General features: G+C 74.0%; 16 protein-coding genes. 7 read left to right on the forward strand and 9 right to left on the reverse strand.

Annotated elements, in window-relative coordinates; all coding sequences use genetic code 11:
- Nucleotides 1-1,181: GAF domain-containing protein (locus ACYU8I_RS12655; protein WP_460841311.1), on the reverse strand; the 1,181-nt coding region annotated here is incomplete at its 3' end.
- Nucleotides 1,182-1,227: 46 nt separating this feature from the next.
- Between ACYU8I_RS12655 and ACYU8I_RS12660 the strand changes: the two genes are divergently transcribed.
- Genes ACYU8I_RS12660 through ACYU8I_RS12670 form a run of 3 tightly spaced genes read left to right on the forward strand, consistent with a single transcriptional unit; the run spans nt 1,228 to nt 6,239 of the window.
- Complete coding sequence (locus ACYU8I_RS12660) at nt 1,228-3,387, forward strand: helicase-associated domain-containing protein (protein ID WP_460841313.1); 2,160 nt, start codon at nt 1,228-1,230, stop codon at nt 3,385-3,387.
- Between the two features lie 22 nt (nt 3,388-3,409).
- Nucleotides 3,410-4,567: an aminotransferase class I/II-fold pyridoxal phosphate-dependent enzyme gene (locus tag ACYU8I_RS12665; protein ID WP_460841315.1), complete on the forward strand. Its 1,158-nt coding sequence runs from the start codon at nt 3,410-3,412 to the stop codon at nt 4,565-4,567.
- 37 nt (nt 4,568-4,604) lie between these two features.
- Entirely contained in the window at nt 4,605-6,239 is a 1,635-nt protein-coding gene (locus ACYU8I_RS12670; protein ID WP_460841317.1) for a DNA repair helicase XPB, read from the forward strand.
- 85 nt (nt 6,240-6,324) lie between these two features.
- Here ACYU8I_RS12670 and ACYU8I_RS12675 read toward each other — a convergent pair whose 3' ends face one another.
- The gene (locus tag ACYU8I_RS12675; RefSeq protein ID WP_460841320.1) at nt 6,325-6,813 is read right to left on the reverse strand and encodes a GNAT family N-acetyltransferase; all 489 of its coding nucleotides are present in this window, start codon (nt 6,811-6,813) and stop codon (nt 6,325-6,327) included.
- Between the two features lie 166 nt (nt 6,814-6,979).
- Between ACYU8I_RS12675 and serA the strand changes: the two genes are divergently transcribed.
- On the forward strand, nt 6,980-8,191 hold the full coding sequence (gene serA, locus ACYU8I_RS12680) for a phosphoglycerate dehydrogenase (RefSeq protein ID WP_460841322.1): 1,212 nt from the start codon (nt 6,980-6,982) through the stop codon (nt 8,189-8,191).
- Nucleotides 8,192-8,230: 39 nt separating this feature from the next.
- On the opposite strand, the gene ACYU8I_RS12685 is transcribed toward serA, so the two are convergent.
- Nucleotides 8,231-8,944, reverse strand: coding sequence for a copper homeostasis protein CutC (locus ACYU8I_RS12685; RefSeq protein ID WP_460841324.1), 714 nt, complete (start codon nt 8,942-8,944; stop codon nt 8,231-8,233).
- A 1-nt stretch (nt 8,945) separates the two neighbouring features.
- Between ACYU8I_RS12685 and ACYU8I_RS12690 the strand changes: the two genes are divergently transcribed.
- On the forward strand, nt 8,946-9,314 hold the full coding sequence (locus tag ACYU8I_RS12690) for a hypothetical protein (RefSeq protein ID WP_460841327.1): 369 nt from the start codon (nt 8,946-8,948) through the stop codon (nt 9,312-9,314).
- Nucleotides 9,315-9,318: 4 nt separating this feature from the next.
- Here the strand turns inward: ACYU8I_RS12690 and ACYU8I_RS12695 are convergent, their stop codons facing one another.
- The 5 genes from ACYU8I_RS12695 to ACYU8I_RS12715 form a co-directional block, all read right to left on the reverse strand.
- The gene (locus ACYU8I_RS12695; protein ID WP_460841329.1) at nt 9,319-10,059 is read right to left on the reverse strand and encodes a GntR family transcriptional regulator; all 741 of its coding nucleotides are present in this window, start codon (nt 10,057-10,059) and stop codon (nt 9,319-9,321) included.
- A gap of 122 nt (nt 10,060-10,181) precedes the next feature.
- Entirely contained in the window at nt 10,182-10,949 is a 768-nt protein-coding gene (locus ACYU8I_RS12700) for an SRPBCC family protein (protein WP_460841331.1), read from the reverse strand.
- Entirely contained in the window at nt 10,949-11,803 is an 855-nt protein-coding gene (locus ACYU8I_RS12705) for an FAD binding domain-containing protein (protein WP_460841333.1), read from the reverse strand. The genes ACYU8I_RS12700 and ACYU8I_RS12705 overlap by 1 nt, the downstream gene beginning before the upstream one ends.
- The gene (locus ACYU8I_RS12710; protein WP_460841335.1) at nt 11,800-14,295 is read right to left on the reverse strand and encodes a xanthine dehydrogenase family protein molybdopterin-binding subunit; all 2,496 of its coding nucleotides are present in this window, start codon (nt 14,293-14,295) and stop codon (nt 11,800-11,802) included. Before ACYU8I_RS12710 ends, ACYU8I_RS12705 begins: the two co-directional genes overlap by 4 nt.
- A 1-nt stretch (nt 14,296) precedes the next feature.
- Nucleotides 14,297-14,818, reverse strand: a complete 522-nt coding sequence (locus tag ACYU8I_RS12715; protein WP_460841337.1) for a (2Fe-2S)-binding protein — start codon at nt 14,816-14,818, stop codon at nt 14,297-14,299.
- 257 nt (nt 14,819-15,075) lie between these two features.
- On the opposite strand from ACYU8I_RS12715, the gene dapD reads away from it, so the two are divergent.
- Both dapD and ACYU8I_RS12725 read left to right on the forward strand, forming a co-directional pair.
- Complete coding sequence (dapD, locus tag ACYU8I_RS12720; protein ID WP_460841478.1) at nt 15,076-16,062, forward strand: 2,3,4,5-tetrahydropyridine-2,6-dicarboxylate N-succinyltransferase; 987 nt, start codon at nt 15,076-15,078, stop codon at nt 16,060-16,062.
- A gap of 15 nt (nt 16,063-16,077) precedes the next feature.
- Nucleotides 16,078-16,923, forward strand: a complete 846-nt coding sequence (locus tag ACYU8I_RS12725) for a hypothetical protein (RefSeq protein ID WP_460841340.1) — start codon at nt 16,078-16,080, stop codon at nt 16,921-16,923.
- Nucleotide 16,924: 1 nt separating this feature from the next.
- On the opposite strand, the gene ACYU8I_RS12730 is transcribed toward ACYU8I_RS12725, so the two are convergent.
- Nucleotides 16,925-17,665, reverse strand: a complete 741-nt coding sequence (locus tag ACYU8I_RS12730; RefSeq protein WP_460841342.1) for a GNAT family N-acetyltransferase — start codon at nt 17,663-17,665, stop codon at nt 16,925-16,927.
- Between the last annotated feature and the right edge of the window lie 11 nt (nt 17,666-17,676).

The raw sequence follows: 17,676 nt of genomic DNA on the forward strand, positions 1-17,676 counted from the left end.
ACCGCGAGCGGCGGCTCGAGCCGGGCACCGCGCTGCCGGGCGCGTTCGCGGAGCCGGGCGAGGTCGGCCGGCCCGGCAGCCACGAGGTCGAGCAGCAGCTCGCCGCGCACCCGGCTCTCGGCCTCGGCGGCGCTGCGGTCGAAGAGCCGCACCATGGCGGTGACCATGGCGCCGCGCTCGAGGGTGCGGCGCTCGGGCAGGTCCATCGCGCCCGTGGGGTGCAGCACCAGCACGCCGAGCCGGTCCTCCCCCGCGGCGGCGACGGCGACCCAGCGGTCGTCGGCCCGCACGCACCGGCCCGAGGCCTGGGCCCGGTCGGCGGCGTCACCGAGGCCGTCGGGCGCCTCGTCGTGCACCGAGACGGTGCCGCCGAGCACCTCGGTGAGCACCTCGGCGACGTCGTCGACCCCGCCGCGCCGCAGCAGCACGTCGGTGAGCCGGTCGTGGGCCTGCGCGGCCCGCTCGGTCGCCTCGGTGCGGGTGCGCAGCGCCGCGCTCGCGGCGTCCGCGGACGCGACGGCCTCGCGGGCGCGCGCGAAGAGCCGGGCGTTCTCCAGCGCCACCGCGGCGTGGGCGGCGAACGACGTCAGCAGCGTGACCTCGCCGACCGGGAACGGCCGCACCCGTCGGTGCACCGCCAGCAGCGTCCCGATGACGACGCCCTCCACGACCAGCGGGACGCCGAGGATCGCGCGGATCTGCTCTCCGGCGACGGCGTCGTCGATGTACCCGCGGTGCAGGAAGCGGGCGTCGGACTGGTAGTCCTCGGTGAAGTACGGCGCCCCCGACTGCGCGACCAGCCCGAGGAGCCCGGTGCCGAGCGGCAGCCGCAGCCGGCGGAACTCCGCCGTCAACGCGCCGTCCGTCACCTTCATGTACGACGCCCCCTCGTCCTCGTCGTTGAGCGACAGGTAGGTCATGTCGGCACCGAGCAGCTGCCGGGCCCGCCGCACGATGGCGGTGAGGATCGCGTCGAGGTCGCGGATCGCGGTGAGGTCGCGGGCGGTGTCGTAGAGCGCGCTGAGCTCGGCCTCGCGGTCGGCCTGGCGCTGCATCTGGTCCTGCACGCGCAGCAGCAGGTCGCGCTGCCGAGCGGGCAGGGCCGCGAGCAGCCCGTCGAGGCGGGCCCGCGAGGCGCCCTCGAGCAGCAGCTCCAGCGCCTCCTCGACCGGGTCTCCCACCCGCCGCATCCTGCCGTACCGGGGCCGCCGCCGTAGACTCGTGCGGATGCCCACCGCCGCCCCCCGCTCGCTCGCCGACCAGCTGCGCGGCTGGCCCGACGACCGGCTGGCGGCGCTGCTCGAGGCCCGTCCCGACCTGGCGACGCCCGCGCCGCACGACTCCGCCCAGCTCGCCGCCCGCGTCGTCCTCCGCACGTCGGTGCTGCGGGCCCTCGACCGGCTCGACTCCCTCGAGCTCGCGGTGCTGCAGGCGCTGGTGCAGCAGACCGACCCGCACGCGCTGCCGTCCGGACCCGAGTCCGTCGAGGCCGCCCTGCGCCGCCTCGCCGAGCTGGCGCTGGCCTGGGGCGAGCCGCTGCGGCCCGTGACCGCCGTGGCCGAGCTGCTGCGGCTGCCCGACGGCCCGCCCGAGCCTGACCTGAACGGGCTCGACGACCGCGCCCGGGCGGTGCTCGACACCCTCGTCACCGAGGGCGCCGAGGGCCGGTGGAGCGGCGCGCCCGGCCCCACCGCCGACCTCGTCCGGACCGGCCTGCTCGTCCGCACCGACGAGCGCCACGTGACCGTGCCCTGGTCGGTGCGGGTCGCCGTGCGGGCCGGCGGCCCGCCGCTCGACGTCCCGCCCGCTCCGGCGACCAGTGCGCGCGACCAGGGGCTGGTCGACCGCGCCGCCGCCGGCGCCGCGTTCGAGGTCGTGCGCCGCACCGAGCTGCTGCTCGACCTGTGGGGCTCCACCCCGCCCGCCGCGCTCCGCACCGGCGGCCTGTCCGTGCGCGACCTCAAGGCCGCCGCCGACCTGCTCCAGCTCGAGCCGGCCGAGGCGGCGCTGGTCATCGAGACCGCGGCCGGTGCGGGCCTGCTCGCCACCGGCATGACCGACGACGTCGACGCCGCCTGGCTGCCCACCGAGGCCTTCGACGCCTGGCAGGGCAAGCCGGTCGCCGAGCAGTGGGTGACGCTGGTGCGCGCCTGGCTCGACAGCCCCCGGCTGGTCGCGCTCGTCGGCACCCGCGTCGCCGACAAGCCGGTCAACGCGCTCGCGCCCGACCTCGAGCGGGCGTGGCTGCGCGACCTGCGCCACGACCTCCTCGCCGAGGTGGTGGCGCTGCCCGAGGGCGAGGTGCTGGCCAGCACCACCGGTGCCGCGTCCCTCGTGCGACGGCTGCGCTGGCGCCGTCCGCGGCGGCCGGCCTCGCGCTGGGAGCAGGTGGGTCCGCTGCTCGCCCAGGCCGCGCAGCTCGGCGTGCTCGCGCTCGAGGGCGCTCCCGGGGCGACCCGCGCGCTGCTGCAGGACCCCACCGGCGGCACGGCGGCCAAGACCCTCGGCCCGCTCCTGCCACGCGCCGTCGACCACGTGCTGGTGCAGGCCGACCTGACGGCGATCGCCCCGGGCCCGCTCGAGGCCGAGGTCGCGCGCAGGCTGGCGATGGTGGCCGACGTCGAGTCACGCGGCGGGGCCACGGTCTACCGCTTCGCGGCCGGCTCGGTGCGCCGCGCCTTCGACGCCGGGTGGTCGGCCGGCGAGGTGCACGCCTTCCTCCAGGAGGTCTCCCGCACCCCGCTGCCGCAGGCGCTGACCTACCTGGTCGACGACGTCTCGCGCCGCTTCGGCACGGTGCGCGCCGGCGTCGCCGAGTCGTTCCTGCGCAGCGACGACGAGACCGCGCTGGCCGAGCTCGTCAACGCCCCCGGCGCAGAGTCGCTGCGGCTGCGACGCATCGCGCCGACCGTGGTGGTCAGCGACGTACCCCTCGCCACGCTGCTGCCGCGCCTGCGCGACCTCGGCGTCGCCCCCGTCGTCGAGGCGGCCGACGGCACCGTCCGCGTCGCCCGCCCCGACGTCTACCGGGCCCGGGCCGCCCGTGGCACCCGCGCGCCCGCCTCCGCCCGCGCCGCCGCTCACAGCAGCGCCGTCGTGACCGCGATCAGGGCCGGTGACCGGGCCGCGCGCAGCCGCGGCGACCGAGCCCGCACCGCCGTCGGACCCACCGAGGTCATCGCGCTGCTGCGCGAGCACCTCGAGGGCGCCGACGGCTCCGGCCGCGTCGTGATCGGCTACGTCGGCGACGACGGCACCGTCGGCGAGCGCGTCGTGGTGCCGCGCCGCGTCGAGGGGGGCCGGCTGACGGCGTACGACGAGCGCAGCGAGGTCGAGCGTTCGTTCGCGCTGCACCGCATCACCGCCGCCACCCTCGCCACGCGTTGAGGCTCCTGCCACGCTGGACGGCATGACCGCGATCCGGGACCTGAGCGACGACGAGGCCCGGCGCGCCCTGGTGCTCAAGTGGGGCACCACGCCCGAGGGCGTGATCCCCGCGTGGGTGGCCGAGATGGACTACGCCCTGGCCCCCGTCGTGCACGAGGCGCTCGTGCGCGCGGTCACCGACGGGGTCACCGGCTACCCCGTCCTCGACGACGAGCCCGGGCTGGGGGCGGCGTACGCCGGATTCGCCGCGCGGCGGTTCGGCTGGGAGGTCGACCCCGGTCTGGTGCGGCCGGTCAGCGACGTGACGGCCGGCATCCGCGTCGCCCTCGACGTGCTGAGCGACCCCGGCCCGGTGGTGGTGCCGGTGCCGGCGTACCCGCCACAGCTCGACGTCGTGCCGCTCACCGGGCGCCGGCGCGTCGACCTGGTGCTCTCCCCCGACGCCCCGCACGCGGCGATCGACCTCGACGCGCTCGACGACCTGCTCGCCCAGGGCGCGCGCACCGTGCTGCTGACGCAGCCGCACAACCCGTGGGGCCGGGCCTTCACCCGCGCCGAGCTCGAGGGCCTGCGCGACGTCGTGGTGCGCCACGGCGCCCGGGTGGTCAGCGACGAGATCCACGCCCCGCTCGTGCTGCCCGGCGCCGAGCACGTGCCCTACCTGTCGCTCGACGGCACCGCCGACCACGCCGTCGCCGTCGTGGCGGCCAGCAAGGCCTTCAACACCGCGGGGCTGCGGTGCGCCCAGATCGTCGCCGGCGACCGGGTGACGGCCGAGCGGGTCGCCGGCGTCCCGATGCCGCGCAACGACTCGTGGTCGCCGCTGGGCGTGGTCGCGGCCGTGGCGGCGTACTCCGAGGGCGACGCCTGGCTCGACGCCCTCCTCGCCCGCCTCGACGCCCAGCGCACCCTGCTGGCCGAGCTGCTCGTCGAGCAGCTGCCGCAGGTGCGGATGCGCCCGCTCGAGGCGACGTACCTCGCCTGGCTCGACGTACGACGCAGCGGCCAGGCCGACCCGACGCTGACCGCGCTAAAGCACGGCGTGCGGCTGGCGCCAGGGCACGACTACCACCCCGGCCTCGACGGCCACGTGCGGCTCAACCTCGCCACCAGCCCCGACCGGCTGCGTGAGCTCGTACGCCGCCTCGCCCTCGCCTGGGCGCCGCGCGACACCGTCTGACCCACCCTGTTGGCGGTCCTCCGTAGGCTGGCCGGTTGTGAACGACGGCCCGCTCATCGTCCAGTCCGACAAGACCCTGCTGCTCGAGGTCGACCACGAGCAGGCGGCGGCTGCCCGGGCGGCGATCGCCCCCTTCGCCGAGCTCGAGCGCTCCCCCGAGCACATCCACACCTACCGGCTCACGCCGCTCGGGCTGTGGAACGCCCGCGCCGCCGGCCACGACGCCGAGCAGGTCGTCGACGTGCTGCTGACCTTCAGCCGCTACGCCGTCCCCCACGCCCTGCTGGTCGACGTCGCCGAGACGATGGACCGCTACGGCCGGCTCACCCTCGACGAGCACCCCACCCACGGCCTGGTGCTCTCCGCCACCGACCACGCGGTCTTCGAGGAGGTGGTGCGCTCCAAGAAGGTCGCCGGCATGCTCGGCGAGCGGCTCGAGGGCGACTCCGTCGTGGTGCACCCCAGCGAGCGCGGCAACCTCAAGCAGGCGCTGCTCAAGCTCGGCTGGCCCGCCGAGGACCACGCGGGCTACGTCGACGGCGAGGCCCACGCCATCGACCTCGAGGAGAGCGGCTGGGAGCTGCGGCCCTACCAGAAGGAGGCCGCCGAGAGCTTCTGGCACGGCGGCTCCGGCGTCGTGGTGCTCCCCTGCGGCGCCGGCAAGACGCTCGTCGGCGCGGCCGCGATGGCGCACGCCAAGGCGACCACGCTGATCCTCGTCACCAACACCGTCTCGGCCCGGCAGTGGAAGCACGAGCTGATCAAGCGCACCTCGCTGACCGAGGACGAGATCGGCGAGTACTCCGGCGCCCGCAAGGAGGTGCGGCCCGTCACCATCGCGACGTACCAGGTGCTGACGATGAAGCGGAAGGGCGTCTACCCCCACCTCGAGCTGCTCGACGCCCGCGACTGGGGCCTCATCGTCTACGACGAGGTGCACCTGCTGCCGGCGCCGATCTTCCGCATGACCGCCGACCTGCAGGCGCGGCGTCGCGTCGGGCTGACCGCGACGCTCGTGCGCGAGGACGGTCGCGAGGGCGACGTCTTCAGCCTGATCGGGCCCAAGCGCTACGACGCCCCGTGGAAGGACATCGAGGCGCAGGGCTACATCGCCCCCGCCGACTGCGTCGAGGTGCGGGTGACGCTGCCGGAGGGCGAGCGGATCGCCTACGCCACCGCCGACCCCGAGGAGCGCTACCGGCTCGCCTCCTGCACGCACGAGAAGACGCGCGTGGCCCAGGAGATCGTCGCTCGCCATCCTGGTGAGCCGACGCTGGTCATCGGGCAGTACCTCGGCCAGCTCGACGAGCTCGCCGCCGCCCTCGACGCCCCCGTGATCCAGGGCAAGACCACGGTCAGGGAGCGCGAGCGTCTCTTCCAGGCGTTCCGCACCGGCGAGATCGACCTGCTCGTGGTGTCCAAGGTCGCCAACTTCTCCGTCGACCTGCCCGAGGCCGCCGTCGCGATCCAGGTCAGCGGCTCCTTCGGCTCCCGGCAGGAGGAGGCCCAGCGCCTCGGTCGCCTGCTCCGCCCCAAGTCCGAGCGCACGACGGCCCATTTCTACACCGTGGTCTCCCGCGACACCGTCGACGCCGACTTCGCCCAGAACCGCCAGCGCTTCCTCGCCGAGCAGGGCTACGCCTACCGGATCGTCGACGCCGACGACCTGTGACGCCCCCCGATTACCCGCTCAGGCGGGTAATCGGTGACGTGGTGACTGTTGCAACAGCCACTAAGTCACCAGGAATGTCGTCCAGTCATCCCTCGCGCACCATCCGCTGCTCGGTGACCCCCAGGCGTACGTCGTCCTGGGTGGCACCGTCGGCGACGAAACCGCGGCGCTCGTAGAAGCCGATCGCGCGGTCGTTGCCGACCACGACCCACAGCCCACAGGGGCCCGGCTCCAGCACCGCGCTGAGCAGCGCCGTACCCGCGCCGGCTCCCCACGCGTCCGGCCGCACGTTGACGGCGTACAGCTCCAGGTCGCACACCCGCTCGTCGTCGCGCGACGGACCGGCCGAGGCGAAACCGACGACCTCGCCGCCGTACGACGCGACGTACGCGCGCACGCCGTCGGCGGGTGTGCCGAGCAGCTCGGCCCAGCGCTCGGTCGCACGGTCGACGTCCATGCCCGCCAGGTACGCCGGGTCCATCAGGCCGGCGTACGCCTCGCGCCACGCCGCCGCCTGCGCCCGCGCGACCGCCGCCGCGTCCTCGACCCGCGCCGCCCTGACCGTCACGTCCATCCCCCGACCCAACCAGACGGCTGCACCGGACTGGGACACCTTTTCAGTGACTTCGTGACTGTCGCCGCGGCCACGGAGTCACCGATTGTCCGCCTGAGCGGGTAATCAGCAGCCCACCCACCGGACCGGTCGAGGCGCAGGACGCAACAGCCGTACCCTGGGACGAGTGAGCAAGCCCGAGGTCCTGCTGCTGGAGAACATCCACCCCGCCGCGACGGAGGTGTTCGAGCGCCACGGCGTCATCGTGCACACCCGGTCGACGAGCCTGTCGGAGGACGACCTGGTCGAGGCCGTCCGGGGGATGACGATGCTGGGGCTGCGCTCCAACACCAACCTCACCGAGCGGGTGTTCGACAGCGCGCCCGACCTCAAGGCGGTCGGGGCGTTCTGCATCGGCACCAACCAGATCGACCTCGCGGCCTGCACGGCGCGTGGCGTCGCGGCGTTCAACGCGCCGTACTCCAACACGCGCAGCGTGGTCGAGCTGGTGATCGCCGAGATCATCGCGCTGGCCCGACGGCTCACCGAGAAGACCGGCAAGATGCACGACGGCGTCTGGGACAAGTCGGCCGCGGGCAGCCACGAGATCCGTGGCCGCACGCTCGGCATCGTCGGCTACGGCAACATCGGCACCCAGCTGTCCAACCTGGCCGAGTCGATGGGCCTGCGGGTGGTCTTCTTCGACGTCGCCGACCGGCTGGCCCACGGCAACGCCCGACGCATGCCGAGCCTGGAGGCGTTGCTGGCCGAGGCCGACGTCGTCTCGCTGCACGTCGACGGTCGACCGGGCAACGCCGGCTTCTTCGGCGCCGAGCAGTTCGCCCAGATGAAGCCGCGCTCGCTGTTCATCAACGCCGCCCGCGGCATGATCGTCGACGACGTCGCGCTGCGCGACAACATCCTCTCGGGCCACATCGCCGGCGCCGCGCTCGACGTGTTCCCGGTCGAGCCGAAGGCGCAGGGCGACCCGTTCGAGTCGGCGCTGCGCGGGCTGCCCAACGTCATCCTCACCCCGCACGTGGGCGGCTCGACGCAGGAGGCGCAGGAGGAGATCGGCTTCTTCGTGGCCGGCAAGCTCAGCCGGTTCCTCGGTGAGGCCAGCACCGAGCTGTCGGTCAACCTGCCGACCGTCGCCGCGCCCCCGCTGACCGAGGGCTCGCGGGTCGCGCTGCTGCACCGCAACGTCCCGGGCGTGCTGGCGGAGGTCAACCAGGTGCTCGCCGACCTGCGCTCCAACGTGACGGCGCAGTACCTCGCCACCCGCGGCGAGCTCGGCTACGTCGTCACCGACACCGCCGAGGCCCTGCCCGAGGCCGCCCTCGACCAGCTGCGCGACGCAGACTCGACGGTCTGGCTGCGCACCTACAGCGGGTCGTGAGGCTGAGAGGGCGCCAGAGCGCCCTCTCAGGCACACGACTCAGAGCGGGACGCCGATCGCGCGGTCGACCGCGTCGTCGACGAGCATCCGCCAGGTGCGCACGCGGTCGGCGTCGACGTCGCCGCGCGCCCACGACGACCCGGCCCGCGCCGCCGACCCGAGCGCGAAGCGTCGTACGCCGCTGCGCGCCAGCCACGGCACCACCTCGGGCGTGAGGCCGCCCGCCGCGACCACGAGGTCGCTCCACCCGATGTCGCTCTCGAGCCGGGCGCACACCTCGTCGACGCCGTGGGTCAGCCCGCGGGTCGAGCCGGCGGTGGGCACGCCCTCGAGGTGCGGCAGGGCGCGCAGGCGGCGCCAGGAGCGGTCCGGCGCCAGGGTGTCGTCGATCCCCCGGAACCACCACGGCACGCCGAGGTCGGCCGCGAGCTCGGCCGTGGGCTCGATGTCGACCTCGAGGTCGCGGTCGAGGTAGCCGAAGACCAGCCCGCGGGCGCCCAGCTCGACGTAGGTCTGGCCCAGGATCGCCAGTCGGTGGAAGGGCAGCTCGTCGTTGCGCAGCACCACGAGCACCGGCAGGTCGGTCTCGCGGGTGACCGCGGAGACCAGCGCGGGCTCGGGCCCGACGTGGCCCTCGGTGGGCCGCGCGGTGAGCAGCAACCGGTCGGCTCCACCCGCCTGTGCGGCGGCCACGTCGCGGGTGCGCGTCACGACCACGGTGAGGTCTGCCTGCGCGGGGGTCACAATGGTCATCGTGTCATCCGAGGACCCCGTCTACCGTGCACGCGCGCTGGTGTTGCGCGACCTCGAGACGACCGGCGTCGCCGACGCCGAGACCGTCTCCCTGCTGGAGGCCGCCGTGGCCGACCGCGGGTGGTGGCTGGAGCAGTGGGCGGAGGGCAAGGACTTCGTGACCGGCCTGGTCGCCCAGGACGTGCAGGACGCGCTGCTCGACGCCCGCGGCCGCTGGCCGCTGTGCCAGTGGTGCGACCACGACGACCCGCACGCCGTGCACGTGCAGCCCGACCTGGGCGGCCCCGATCCCACCTGGGTGTGCGAGGTCGCCGGCGTGCCGGTCGCCCCGGTGGGCGACCTGCCCTCGGGCCCCTGGCCCGACCGCTGAGGCGCTAGCGCAGGTGCTCGGGCCGCAGCACCGGCACCCACAGGGTGTAGCGGTCGGCGCGGTAGACCGAGCGGGTGACCTCGACGACGTTCTCGCGGCAGAAAGCACGCCGCGAGATGTGCAGCACCGGTGAGCCGGGGTCGAGGTCGAGGTGCTGTGCCTCGTCGCCGGTCGCGAGGCCGGCGTTGACGCTGTCCTCGCCCCAGGTCGGCATCAGGTCGCGCATCGCGAACCACATGTAGAGGCTGCTGGGGAGCGCCTCGTCGAGGAACGTCGGAAACAGGTCGAGCGAGAGGTAGACGTGCTGGATCGCCATCGGCACGCCGTCGGCCAGGCGCATCCGCTGCCAGTGGACGATCGGCGAGCCCTCCTCGATCTCCAGCGCGCGGGCGACGCCGGGGCCGGCGCTCTCGCGCCGTGCGAGCAGGGTCTTGGACTCGGGACGCTTGCCCCGGCGCTCCATCTCCTCGGTGTAGGCCGACAGCCGCATCTGCATGTCGATGAGCGGCTTGGTCACGAAGGTGCCGCGACCGGCCACCCGCTCCAGCAGGCCCTGCGCCACGAGGGCGTCGATGGCGTGGCGCACCGTCATGCGGGCGACCCCGAACTGCTCGGCGAGGTCACGCTCGGACGGCGCCGGGGTGCCGGGCTCGGCGTTGACGATCACCGACCTGACGTACTCGCGCACGAGGACGTGCTTGCGTCCGCGACGGCCTCCGCCGCGCGACGTCCGCTCATCCGCCACGCCGCGTCTCCTTCCGAGTCAGGGCCCGATCGTGCTGCCGCTCGCGACAACCTACCCAGATCGACGCACGAACGGGAGTGTCAGGCCGCAGCCCGACACTCCCGCGTCGTACGTCGACCGGTTCAGCGCCGTCCGAGCAGGCGCCGCAGCACGAGCAGCGCGAGCACCGCACCGGCGATCTGCTTCCAGTACGCCTTGGCCAGGATCGGGAGCACGGTGGCCCCCAGGTCGAGCGCGTCGTCGCCGTCGGAGCCCGTCGAGGACGCCGGCGGCGGTACGACGTGGGGTCGCGGCCGCGACTCGGCCGGACCGCCCGGGGCCTTCGGGTCCGGAACCGGCCCGTCGGCGGCCGACTCCGGCGCCCCGGGGTCGACCGCGCCCGCCGCCGCGGTCGCCAGCGGCGTCGGGTCGTCGGCCGGAGCCGCCTCGGCCTCGGCCTCGGCCTCGGCCGAGCCGACCTTGGTCTCCAGGCACGACGTGAACTGCCCGAGCAGCTTGTCGCTGACGTCCTGGATCACCCCGCGGCCGAACTGCGCCGGCTTGCCGGTGATGTTGAGGTCGGTCACCACCGTCACCCGGGTGCTGCCGGACTCCTCGGACATCGACACGGTGACGTGGGCGCCGGCGGTGCCGTTGCCGCGCTTGTCCTTGCCCTTGGCGTCGACGACCATCCGCCGCGCCGACTCGTCCTTCTCGGTGAAGGTGCCGGTGCCGTTGTAGACGAGGGCGATCGGGCCCAGCTTGACCTTGACGGTGCCGTTGAAGGTGTCGCCCTCGACGGAGGTCACCTGGGCGCCGGGGAAGCACTCGGCCACCCCGCCGATGTCGTTGAGCGTCGCCCAGGTCTCCTCGACCCCGGCGGGGACGGTGAACTCGTGGGTGAGGTCCATCAGCTCCCCGCTGCCTTGAGCACCGCCCGCTTGGTCAGCACGGTGGCCAGGTGCCGGCGGTAGTCGGCGTCGCCGTTGAGGTCGGAGGGCGGGTTGGTGCCCTCGGCCGCCAGCGCGCAGGCCTCGGCGACGCCGTCAGCCGTCGCCGAGGCCCCCACGAGGGCCTGCTCGGTGGCCGACGCGCGCAGCGGGGTGCTCCCCATGTTGACCAGGCCGATGCGCGCCTCGCTGATGGTGCCGCCGTCGAGCTCGACCGCCGCGGCGACCGACACGATCGGCCACTGGTGCGCGACCCGCACGAACTTCTCGTAGTGCGAGCCCCAGCCCTCGTGCTTGCGGAAGCGGATGCCGGTGAGCAGCTCGTCGTCGCCCACCGCGGTGGTGAAGAGGTCCTCGAAGAACTCCGTCGCCGGCACCGTGCGCTCCCCCGAGGGGCCCTGGATCACCAGGTCGGCCTCGAGGGCGAGCGTCGGTGCCCCGCAGTCGCCCGCCGGGTCGGCGTGCACCAGGGCCCCGCCGAGGGTGCCCCGGTGGCGGATCTGCGGGTCGGCGACCTGGCTGATCGCCTGGTGCAGCAGCCGCAGCGAGCCCTCGATGCCGGCGTCGTCGAGGATCGACTGGTACGTCGCCATCGCGCCCACGAGGATCGTGTCGCCCTCGTCGCGGATCTCGCGCAGCGAGCTGATCTTGTTGAGGTCGATCACCACCTCGGGGGCGTTGAGCCGCATCCGCAGCACCGGCAGCAGCGACTGGCCGCCGGCCAGCACCTTGGCGTCGTCGCCGTGCTGGGCCAGGGCCGCGAGGGCCTCGTCGACCGAGCCCGGCGCCACGTAGTCGAACTGGGTGGGGATCACTGCCCTGCTCCTTCGGTGCCGTCGGCGATGTTGGACTGACCCGCGCCGTCGGTGGCGGGGTCGAAGTGGGCGGCGGCCGCCCCGGTGGTGTCCTCCGTGGCACCCGCGGTGCCCTGCTGGATCGCCTTCCAGACGCGCTCGGGGGTGCACGGCATCTGGATGTCCGTGACGCCGAACTGCCGGATCGCGTCGAGCACCGCGTTGACCACGGCCGGGGTGGAGGCGATGGTGCCGGCCTCGCCGACCCCCTTGGTGCCGAGCGTGTTGGTCAGCGACGGCGTCGTGGTGTGGTCGACGTCGAAGCTGATCAGGTCAGCCGCGGTCGGCACCAGGTAGTCGACGAAGCTCGCCGAGACGAGCGTGCCCGACTCGTCGTGCACCGCCTCCTCGAACAGCGCCTGCGCGATGCCCTGTGCGAGACCACCGTGCACCTGCCCGGAGACGATCAGCGGGTTGATGACGTTGCCGATGTCGTCGACGCAGGTGTACTTGCGCATCTTGACCTGGCCGGTCTCGGTGTCGACCTCCATCGCGCACAGGTGGGTGCCGTGCGGGTAGTTGAAGTTGATCGGGTCGAAGGTCGCGTCGCTGTCGAGCGAGGGCTCCACGCCGTCGGGCAGGTTGTGCGCCGCGAAGGTCGCCAGCGCGACCTCGGCGATGCCGAGGCCCTGGTCGGTGCCCCGCACGCCGAAGCGACCGGCGGAGAACTCGATGTCGGCGACGTCGGCCTCGAGCAGGTGCGCCGCGATCGGCTTGGCCTTCTCGATCACCTTGTCGGTCGCCTTGACCAGCGCCTCGCCGCCGACGACCAGCGAGCGCGAGCCGTAGGTGTCGAGGCCCTTCGAGGCGATCTGGGTGTCGCCGTGCAGCACCTCGACGTCCTCGAACGGCACGCCCAGGCGGTCGGCGACGATCTGGCTGAACGCCGTCTCGTGGCCCTGGCCGTGGGCGCTGGCACCGGTGACGATCTCGACCTTGCCGGTGGCCAGCATGCGCACGCTCGCGTGCTCCCAGCCGCCGGCGCCGTAGTCGAGCGAGCCGAGCACCCGGCTGGGCGCCAGGCCGCACATCTCGGTGAAGGTCGAGATGCCGATGCCGAGCTGGACCGGGTCGCCCGCGTCGCGGCGGCGCTGCTGCTCGGCGCGGAGCTCGTCGTAGCCGAAGAGCTCCTTGGCCTTGGCCGTCGCGGCCTCGTAGTTGCCCGAGTCGTACTCGAGCCCCGCCACCGTGGTGAACGGGAACTCCTCGTGCTTGATCCAGTTCTGCTCGCGCAGCTCGAGCGGCTCGCGGCCCAGCTCGAGGGCGAGCTCGTCCATCATCCGCTCGATCCCGAACGTGGCCTCCGGACGACCGGCGCCGCGGTAGGCGTCGGTCCAGGTCTTGTTGGTCAGCACCGTCTGGCAGGCGAAGTGGTAGGCCGGGAACTTGTAGATCGCGTTGAACATGAACGCGCCCAGCACCGGTACGCCGCCGCCGACGATCGCGACGTGCGAGCCGAGGTCGGCCAGCAGCTCGACCTTGAGGCCGGTGACGGTGCCGTCCTTCTCGGCGGCCAGCGTCAGCTTCTGCCACTGGTCGCGGCCGTGGTGCGCCGCCATCAGCGACTCCGAGCGGGTCTCGGTGTACTTGATCGGCTTGTGCAGCTGGCGGGCGATCCACCAGGCGCACCACTCCTCGGGGGTGACCTGGAGCTTGCCGCCGAAGCCGCCGCCCACGTCAGGGGCGATGACGCGGATCTTGGACTCCGGGACGCCGGTGGTGGCGGCGAGGGCGAAGCGCAGGATGTGCGGGATCTGGGTCGCCGACCACATCGTCATCTGCTCGCCGGTCGGGTCGACCACGACCGAGCGCGGCTCCATGAACGCGGGGATGAGCCGCTGCTGGCGGAACTCGCGCTCCACCACGACGCCGCTCTCGCGGGCCTTGGCGATGGCCTCCTCGACGTCGCCGCCGGTGCCGGCCTCCTTGGAGTCGAAGACCCACAGCGCGCTCTTGTTGGTGCCGAGGTCGGGGTGCGCGAGCACCGTGTCGGCCGCGGCTTCCTTGAGGTCGAGCGCGGCGGGCAGCTCCTCGTAGTCGACATCGACGAGCTCGGCGGCGTCACGGGCCTCGGCGGCCGAGCGGGCCACCACCACGGCCACCGCCTCGCCGGCGAAGCTGACGCGGTCGGCGGGCAGCGGCAGGTGCGGCGGGGTGACCTGGTCGGGGGTGATCGGCCAGGCGTTGATGAGCGCACCGGCCGACTCGTCGAGGTCGGCGCCGGTGTAGACGGCGACGACGTTGGGGGCGTTCTCGGCCTCCGAGGTGTCGATCGAGGTGATCTTCGCGTGGGCGAACGGGCTGCGCACCATCGCCAGGTGCAGCATCCCGTGGAGCTGGATGTTGTCGGTCCAGCGGGTGCGCCCGGTGATGAGGCGCTGGTCCTCCTTGCGGCGGCGGTCGCGGCCGATCTCGCGGGCGGTCTCGGTGCTCGGCTCCTGCACGGCGGTCATGTCAGACCTCCACCTTCTCGGTCTCGGCGTTGGCGCCCGGGGCGCCGTCCTCGGCGGTGCTCACGCCGCCCTGGGCCGCCGTCTGCACGGCGCGCACGATGTTGTGGTAGCCCGTGCAGCGGCACAGGTTGCCCTCGATGCCCTCGCGAATCTCCTGCTCGGAGGGGTCGGGGTTGCTCTTCAGCAGGTCGACGGACTGCATGATCATGCCGGGGGTGCAGAAGCCGCACTGGAGCGCGTGGCACTCGCGGAAGGCCTCCTGCACCGGGTGCAGCTGACCGCCCTCGGCGAGCCCCTCGATGGTGGTGACCTCGGCGCCGTCGGCCTGCACCGCCAGCACGTTGCACGACTTCACGCTGCGTCCGTCGAGGTGGACGGTGCAGGCACCGCAGTTGCTGGTGTCGCACCCGATCACGGTGCCGGTCTTGCCGAGCTTCTCGCGCAGGTACTGCACCAGCAGCATGCGGGGCTCGACGTCGTCGGAGACCTTGTCCCCGTCGACGGTGAGGTTGATCTTCGTCATGTCGGCTACCACTCCTGTTGGGTCGGGCCAGCGCTCGTCAGGGCTGTGACGGCGCTCACGCTAGGTCGGCACGGTTGGTTCGAGGTTGGGAGCCCCGGGGTCCCAGCGGACCACCGGGCGACGCCCTGGCCGGTCGAGGTGTCCTGGCCCCCGGGCGAGGACCGCGAGACCCCCGCACCCGCGGTACGGCGGGCGCCCCACCGGGTCCCGCGGCTCGACCAGCCTGCGGGCCTCGGAGGTGGGCGGCGCCCGATAACCTGACCCGCATGTCGACCACGCCCAGCGCCGACCAGCCCGACGACACCCCTGGCGACTCCCTCGCCTGGGGCCACGGCCTGGCCACGGTGGCCGCCGACGGCACCGTGCTCGACACCTGGTTCCCGAGCCCCCGGCTCGGCGGGCGCGACGCGTCGGCGGAGGTGCCCGAGGGTCTCGCCGCCCTCGCCGGCGACGACGCCGTACGCCGCGTGCGCACGGAGGTCGTGACCGTCGAGGCCGACCTGTCGCAGCCGCCGGCCGACGCCAGCGACGTCTACCTGCGCCTGCACCTGCTCTCCCACCGCCTGGTCAAGCCCCACGGGCAGAACCTCGACGGCGTCTTCGGCCTGCTCGCCAACGTCGTGTGGACCAGCGCCGGGCCGTGCGCGGTGGCCGACTTCGAGGAGGTACGCCTCGGGCTGCGCGCCCGCGGGCCGGTCCAGGTCCTCGGGGTCGACAAGTTTCCCCGCATGACCGACTACGTCGTCCCGAGCGGCGTCCGCGTCGCCGACGCCGACCGCGTGCGCCTCGGCGCCCACCTCGCCAGCGGCACCACGGTGATGCACGAGGGCTTCGTGAACTTCAACGCCGGCACGCTGGGCGCCTCGATGGTCGAGGGCCGGATCAGCGCCGGCGTCGTGGTCGGCGACGGCACCGACGTCGGTGGCGGTGCCTCGATCATGGGCACGCTCTCGGGCGGCGGCACCCAGGTCATCAGCCTCGGCGAGCGCTGCCTGCTCGGCGCCAACGCCGGCATCGGCATCTCGCTCGGCGACGACTGCGTGGTCGAGGCGGGCTGCTACGTCACGGCCGGCACCAAGCTCGCCGTCCACGAGACCGGTGCGGAGCCCGCGGTGGTCAAGGCGGCCGAGCTCTCCGGCACCTCCGGGGTGCTGTTCCGCCGCAACTCCGTCAGCGGCGCCGTCGAGGCGGTGCCCCGCACGGGCGAGGGCATCTCGCTCAACGCCGTGCTGCACGCCAACTGACGCGCCGGTTCCCCGATGCGCCTGCGCACCCTCGTCGTCCTCGTCGTGCTGGTGGTCGCCGCCGGTGTGGGCGTGGCGACCTGGCGCGGGCAGGTGCAGATCCCGGCCCTCGCCGGGTGCACCACCGAGCTCGACGGCGTCACCGTGCGGCTCTCGGTCGAGCAGGCGCAGAACGCCAGCCTGATCGCCGCCATCGGGATCCAGCGCGGACTGCCGGCCCGGGCCGTGTCGATCGCGCTCGCGACGGCGTACCAGGAGAGCAAGATCCGCAACATCGACTACGGCGACCGCGACTCGCTCGGCCTGTTCCAGCAGCGTCCGTCGCAGGGCTGGGGCACCGAGGAGCAGGTGCAGGACGAGTTCTACGCCACCAACGCCTTCTACGAGGCGCTGGAGCAGGTCGACGGCTACGAGCAGATGCGCATCACCGAGGCCGCGCAGACCGTGCAGCGCTCGGGCTTTCCCGAGGCCTACGAGGACCACGCCGAGGACGCCCGCGCCCTGGCCTCGGTGCTCACCGGCTACAGCCCCGGCGGCCGGTTCAGCTGCACCGTGGGCGAGCCCGGCTCGCCCGACCGCGAGGGCTTCGCCTCGCTGGTCGACACCGCCTTCGGAGCGCGCGTCGAGCGTGACGCCGAGGGCGGCGGGCCGGTGACGGTGACGGTCGGACGCGGCGACGCCGGCAACCGGCTGGGGTGGGCGGCCGGGCAGTTCGCCGTCGCGCAGGCCGAGCGGTACGGCGTCGCCGACGTCACCGTGGGCGACCGCACCTGGACGGCCGGCAGCGACTCCCGCGACGGCTGGACCCGCGCCGACGACCCCGCCCCCGACGACCGCGTGCGGATCGGGTTCGACGGCTGAGTCAGCGGCCCGGCCGGTAGCTGCAGACGTCGGGCGTGACCGGCGCGGTCTCGAAGCCGTGCGCCGCCAGCAGCCGCGCCCCGTCGGGGCTGGGCGCCGCCACGACGTGCTCGGCACCGCGCTCGCGTCCCCATGCGGCGAGGGCGCCGAGCAGCGCCGTACCGACCCCGCTGCGCCGCTCCTCGGGCACCACCGCGAGGTCGACGACCTCGAGGCCGGCGCCGAGGAAGCCGGACGCCGCCCCGACGGCGCGGGTGCCGCGGCGTACCGTCACGTGGCGCCACAGCGGGTGCGGGGTGAGCAGCTCTCGACGCCCGGACCGCTCCCCCGGCTCGAACCAGCCGCACGCCTGGAGCACGTCGAGGTGGTCGGCGGGGTCACCCATCGGGATGGCGCCGTCGCCCGACGGCAGGTCGGCGTCGAGCACGCGCCCCGCCCAGTGCCCGGTGCGCTCCGGGTGCCACCCGGACGACTCCAGGGTCCCGGTCAGGGCCGGGTCGGGGTCGGGCACCAGCCAGCAGGCCGGCAGCTCGCCCCACCAGTCGTCGAGCTCCGCCACCAGGGACGCGTCGATGTCGGCGCCGAGGCTCACCACCCCGTTGAGGTCGTTGCTCGCGAGGCCGGTGCGCACCGCGACCCAGCCCTCGCCGCTGCGCACCTCGGTGCCGGGCCGGTCGGCCAGGGCGAGCAGCCGCCCGATGGCCGAGCGCTCGCCGTGCGCGGCGATGTCCGTCGCTTCCACCGTCCCATCAT

The sequence above is a fragment of the Nocardioides marmoraquaticus genome, assembly GCF_054777915.1.